The sequence below is a fragment of the Rosenbergiella australiborealis genome (assembly GCF_018494035.1).
GTDB lineage: Bacteria > Pseudomonadota > Gammaproteobacteria > Enterobacterales > Enterobacteriaceae > Rosenbergiella > Rosenbergiella australiborealis.
In genome coordinates, this window is sequence record NZ_JABBFO010000054.1 from 1 (window position 1) to 244 (window position 244).

The window sequence follows — 244 nt, forward strand, 5'->3', positions numbered from 1 at the left end:
TGACTTATTCCATATCAGAGTTGGAGCCGGTAGCTAACAATACTCAGCTTCACGAAGACAACTTCAAGAAAGGGGTATTGGCAGCTGTTATTTCCGCGTTGACAATAGAGAAGCCTATATCCAGTAATTCGCGGTTGCCTTCGTTGACAAAAGAGCAGCAGCTAATGAGAAATGCTGAAACTATCACGACAGCTAAGGGTATACAAAATCCGTTCCCGCGAGATTTGAATGAGAAGGTTCTGTG

The 244-nt window shown here is 43.9% G+C and carries 1 protein-coding gene; it reads left to right on the plus strand.

The annotated features are described in order from the left end of the window. The coding region (locus HGT73_RS14685) for a hypothetical protein (RefSeq protein ID WP_214215984.1) at window positions 1-244 on the plus strand (244 nt) is incomplete at both ends.